We start from the raw sequence: 4,173 nt of genomic DNA on the forward strand, positions 1-4,173 counted from the left end.
TCCGCCACAAAACCAACCCAAAGCTAAGTTACATAATAGAAGTTATAGGAGCAAAAATCCTTTCAATGGTTGCCTACGGCGTTTTATTATATTTTCGTCGCTATAACTGCTATTATGTAAAATATCCACTTATCCAACGCTCACATCCGAACATATAACCACATTTTGTACAAACATTAAACAGTCGAACAATTTAAGGATTAAGATAATTGAAAATAATATTCGTTATCTCATTCAACTGCACAAAACCATCATTAAGTCCAAGTATTCCTTAACTCAAGTCTTTGTTTGTTTCATTTCACTAACAAATATTAAAGTCCACTTTTCCCCACCACCCAAGAAATAGGATATAAAAAAATAGGTTTAAAAAATTTAGTACTACGCCATAGCATATTGCTTTTTCTCGTGCCTCAAAAAAACAAAAAGCTATCGTCTAAAAGTCCTGTATAAGTATTAATTTAAATGCTGTTTTATCAAACAACTTTTTAAACCAATACCTATACAAACGCTTCATCCACCGCACAGTAAAAGATTAAAACCTACTTTTTTAAGTGTTAATTCCCCAGAAAAGTTAAATTTATAGTATGAAAAAAATGATTGAAGATTTATTTGATTTATTCTTTCCTAAAGATATAGATGAAAACGGTATTGAAATTGAAAATCCTGAAGGCGACGATTCATATACAACAAAAGTTTTCACAATAGTTATGCTGATAATTATAGTAATATTCGCATTTATAGGATTAAAATAAAAAAAGGTAGCAAATATATGTGGCTTCCTCTGCCAGCCGCACAAGGCTATAAAGGTCAAGCCCTACGGGTTTTGAATAAAACTTTTTTCACAAACTTTTTTCTTTTTCATTAAACATTTTAGCTCAAAAAACTTTTATCCAAAAACCTTGACAGCCTTACCCACGCCACAACAACTATGGCTATCTTTTTATTCTTTTCAAAAAAAATAATGTAGCGAAGCGTAGCGAGCAATTTTAAATTGGATAGCTATGTCAACTTTTGAACTGAAAACACACCGTACAGGAAAAACTTACTCAAACCCTCATTTTTTCATCCTAAACAAAGGGCTTAACAGCGGAAAACCGCTCTCAAATCCTTGTCCTAATTGTTTTGTATTGCAAACTTCAACCGAAAAAGAAAAAAACACGCTTTTTCATTTATCTATGATGCTACAAATAGGCGGTTTTTACGCCTATTATTTAAAAGGAAGTGTTATTCCGTTTATCTCAATAGATGATTGCAGAAAAACGCTTAAAAGCAGTTTAAAATCAAATTGTAATGTAGACGATATGATGCAAAAACATATTAAAGCGGTTGAGGTTATCAGTAAAAAAGAAAAAGAGTTACAAAATGTCATTGAAAAAATGGCAGTTTTAAAGGTCGCATATATACGTAATTGTTTCAACTTGATGCAAAGCAAAGAAGCCTAACGCAAAGGCATCGTAAAGGCTTGAAACAGTAATAAAATGGTATAATTTTAGTTATATTAGAGGGGTAAACAAAGTTTAAAAGCAATATCAAGTCCGTACCAAATCCGAACAAATATTAATTTTAAATTGTAATAGAGATGGGAAAAATTCCACAGGGTATTTTAGGAAGCTTATCGGGTAAGGTAGGTAGTATTATTGGAGGTAGTTGGAAAGGTATCGACTACATCAGAATTAAGCCAGCAAGTGTGGCAAATCCTCGTACAGAGGGACAAGTGAATCAGCGTAATAAATTTACCATTACATTGGAGTATTTGCAAGCGACTAAAGATTTTATTAAAATCGGTTATAAGTCATTTGCGACCAAGAAAACGGAATTTAATGCTGCGATGTCTTATGTGTTAAATAATGCAGTAGGCGGTATTGCACCTAACTTCACGATTGATTATTCTTTAGCTTTATTAAGTAGAGGTGGTTTGTCTGGTGTTTTAAATGGTACAACTGATTTAACCAATGCAGGACAAGTTTCTTTTGGTTGGGGTGACAACTCAGCAGAAGGAAATGCAAATGCAACGGATAAAGCAATGGTATTGGTTTATAATCCAAGTAAGAAAGAATCAATTTCTATTCTTGATGGTGCTGATAGAACTGTAGGTTCTCAAGTCGTTACCATACCAGGCACTTATGCAGGAGATACAGTAGAGTTATTTATGGCGTTTGTTTCTGCTGATGGTACACAAGTATCGAATAGTGTGTATTTAGGCTCTGGTACGGCAGCTTAATAACTTTAAGCATAAATACATTCAAAAAGAAACCGTTACAGTATATTTGTAACGGTTTTTTTATGCTTATAGATCACTATTTTTACTTCTTAAATTTATAGTTTAAAAAGTTGTACCTATGTTGTACCTTTTTTAATTTTTTTCTAAATAAGTCAATAAAATCAATACATACAGAGTCTTATCTACACAACACGGTGTTGTGTGCAGTTTTTTATTTCAGACGTTTTTTAATATCCATTCTTTGATGTAAAACTCTAACGATTTCAACAATTTCATTTTCTACCTTTCTGTAAAAAATTAGATGCGATTTGATTTTCGTTACGCGATAATTTTTTCGAGTTTGTTCTGCTGATTTTCCAATCAGATAATTGTCCGCAATAAATTCAATTTCTGCAATAATTAAATCGTAATATCTGTCTGCTTGTTCTTTAGACCATTTGTTAAGTGTATAAATCCAAATTTTGTCCAAATCTTCTATCGCTTGTTGGCTTATGCGATATTTGTTTTTACTCATAAGTGTTTACGATGTAATTCTTTTAGATGTTGTTTTGGGTCAAAATTTTCAACAAATCCGCTACTTTCTCCAACTTCGAGAGCTTTTATAAGTTCTCTTTCTTTTTTTTCTTCACGTTCTAACAGACGTAGTGCTGAACGAATAACTTCGCTAACCGAACCATATCTACCAGAATTCACTTCTTCTCTGATAAAATCCTCAAAATGATTTCCGAGTGATATTGATGTGTTTTTTCCCATTTTAACTATTATTTTACTCAAATATACCAAATCTTGGTAACGTAGCCAAATTGCACACAACGTTTATGTGTATGATTTCGTTACGGAAAAATCGACGAGATTTTTCCGAGTTAAGAACCAAAGATAGCAAAAGTGCGAGGAATTTCCGAAAGGAAATTCCGCCGTAATGAATTATACATGGTGTTAGCTTTTAGTGCTTTTTTCGGTTTATAATTTATTCCGTTTTTTCTTTGGTTCCCTGATCTATGTTTTTTGGGTTTAAGCAAATTGTGTGGTTTTTTATTCCGCATACTTGCTTAAATTCCGAGTTTTCGATTCCACGAACGATCTAAAAAGTCAGACGCAATTCAATTCGGAGTTTGAATGATAATTCAGCGTGTTTTTTTCAAAATTCAGCAACATGTTTTTTCGGTTCTTACTGACTTAAAATTCTAAAAAAAAAAATTGAAAATAAAACTAGGCTTTTTTTTATCCGCAAACTTTTGCCAGCATTAAAGCTAACGGTTTTGTATATGGAAAGTTGCGGGTTTGCGTGCGAGGATTTTCCGCAGGAAAATCAGACGTAGCAAACGTGCAACTACCATAGAATTAAGTACAAAATAGCAATTTTTTATATACGTTGTTGTAACCAGTTTTTATTTAATTTTTTCATAGTAATGATTCAAGTCCGAACTCAGTATAATTTTTGGCTTTTCAAAAACCTTATTATTAAAATACGTTCTATATCCAGCTTGTCCCATTTCGTATTCGTAAGTCCATTCAATTTCGGTTGTTAAGATTCCGTAATTCACATTATAATTTCCGATTCCATAAAATCCGCTTGCGAATGTTCCGTCCGATTTTAAAATTAAAGTGTCAGATTTGTGCGGAATTTCTGCGAGAAATGATTCCGTTTCTGTGCTCACATAAATACCAATTACGTTTGACTTTTTCAAAGGTAAATCAAATCGTAAAATTAGAATTCCGATTAAGATTATTAGTCCTATACCGATTATTTTCCGTTTCATTTCTCAAATTGGTTACGGTTGGTGTATGAAACGTAGCGTATAAATATACGATAAGTTTCTGATTATCACTTAGCCAAATCTGCGATTTGGCATTTACATTTTTCTTTTCATTAATGCCAAATCGCAGATTTGGCGAACTTAGTAGAAAGCACAGAACTTTGAATTTAGCACTTACTAGCTATGTTTTATACA

6 protein-coding genes are annotated in these 4,173 nt (G+C 32.4%); 3 read left to right on the forward strand and 3 right to left on the reverse strand.

Features of this window, described 5'->3' with window-relative positions:
- Positions 1-593: 593 nt before the first annotated feature.
- From ACFSSB_RS15600 to ACFSSB_RS15610, 3 genes are all read left to right on the forward strand, one after another.
- On the forward strand, positions 594-752 hold the full coding sequence (locus ACFSSB_RS15600) for a hypothetical protein (RefSeq protein WP_159140115.1): 159 nt from the start codon (positions 594-596) through the stop codon (positions 750-752).
- Between the two features lie 249 nt (positions 753-1,001).
- Positions 1,002-1,442 (forward strand): DUF6943 family protein, encoded by a 441-nt coding sequence (locus ACFSSB_RS15605; protein ID WP_133965464.1) that lies wholly within the window; start codon positions 1,002-1,004, stop codon positions 1,440-1,442.
- A 137-nt stretch (positions 1,443-1,579) separates the two neighbouring features.
- The gene (locus ACFSSB_RS15610; protein WP_115840013.1) at positions 1,580-2,221 is read left to right on the forward strand and encodes a DUF6266 family protein; all 642 of its coding nucleotides are present in this window, start codon (positions 1,580-1,582) and stop codon (positions 2,219-2,221) included.
- A 211-nt stretch (positions 2,222-2,432) separates the two neighbouring features.
- On the opposite strand, the gene ACFSSB_RS15615 is transcribed toward ACFSSB_RS15610, so the two are convergent.
- The 3 genes from ACFSSB_RS15615 to ACFSSB_RS15625 form a co-directional block, all read right to left on the reverse strand.
- Entirely contained in the window at positions 2,433-2,735 is a 303-nt protein-coding gene (locus ACFSSB_RS15615; RefSeq protein ID WP_379905980.1) for a type II toxin-antitoxin system RelE/ParE family toxin, read from the reverse strand.
- The gene (locus tag ACFSSB_RS15620; protein ID WP_379905982.1) at positions 2,732-2,974 is read right to left on the reverse strand and encodes a type II toxin-antitoxin system ParD family antitoxin; all 243 of its coding nucleotides are present in this window, start codon (positions 2,972-2,974) and stop codon (positions 2,732-2,734) included. Before ACFSSB_RS15620 ends, ACFSSB_RS15615 begins: the two co-directional genes overlap by 4 nt.
- 635 nt (positions 2,975-3,609) lie before the next feature.
- Positions 3,610-3,909 carry a hypothetical protein gene (locus tag ACFSSB_RS15625; protein WP_379905984.1) on the reverse strand — a complete coding sequence of 100 codons (300 nt, stop codon included), beginning with the start codon at positions 3,907-3,909 and terminating at the stop codon, positions 3,610-3,612.
- Positions 3,910-4,173 lie beyond the last annotated feature (264 nt).

This window comes from Lacinutrix gracilariae, from assembly GCF_042684485.1.
Classification (GTDB): Bacteria; Bacteroidota; Bacteroidia; order Flavobacteriales; family Flavobacteriaceae; genus Oceanihabitans; species Oceanihabitans gracilariae.

Excerpts from the sequence above, each read along its gene's own strand:
- ACFSSB_RS15600 (WP_159140115.1), top strand. The coding sequence starts at position 594 with ATGATTGAAGATTTATTTGATTTATTCTTTCCTAAAGATATAGATGAA.
- ACFSSB_RS15605 (WP_133965464.1), top strand. The coding sequence starts at position 1,002 with ATGTCAACTTTTGAACTGAAAACACACCGTACAGGAAAAACTTACTCA.
- ACFSSB_RS15610 (WP_115840013.1), top strand. The coding sequence starts at position 1,580 with ATGGGAAAAATTCCACAGGGTATTTTAGGAAGCTTATCGGGTAAGGTA.
- ACFSSB_RS15615 (WP_379905980.1), bottom strand. The coding sequence starts at position 2,735 with ATGAGTAAAAACAAATATCGCATAAGCCAACAAGCGATAGAAGATTTG.
- ACFSSB_RS15620 (WP_379905982.1), bottom strand. The coding sequence starts at position 2,974 with ATGGGAAAAAACACATCAATATCACTCGGAAATCATTTTGAGGATTTT.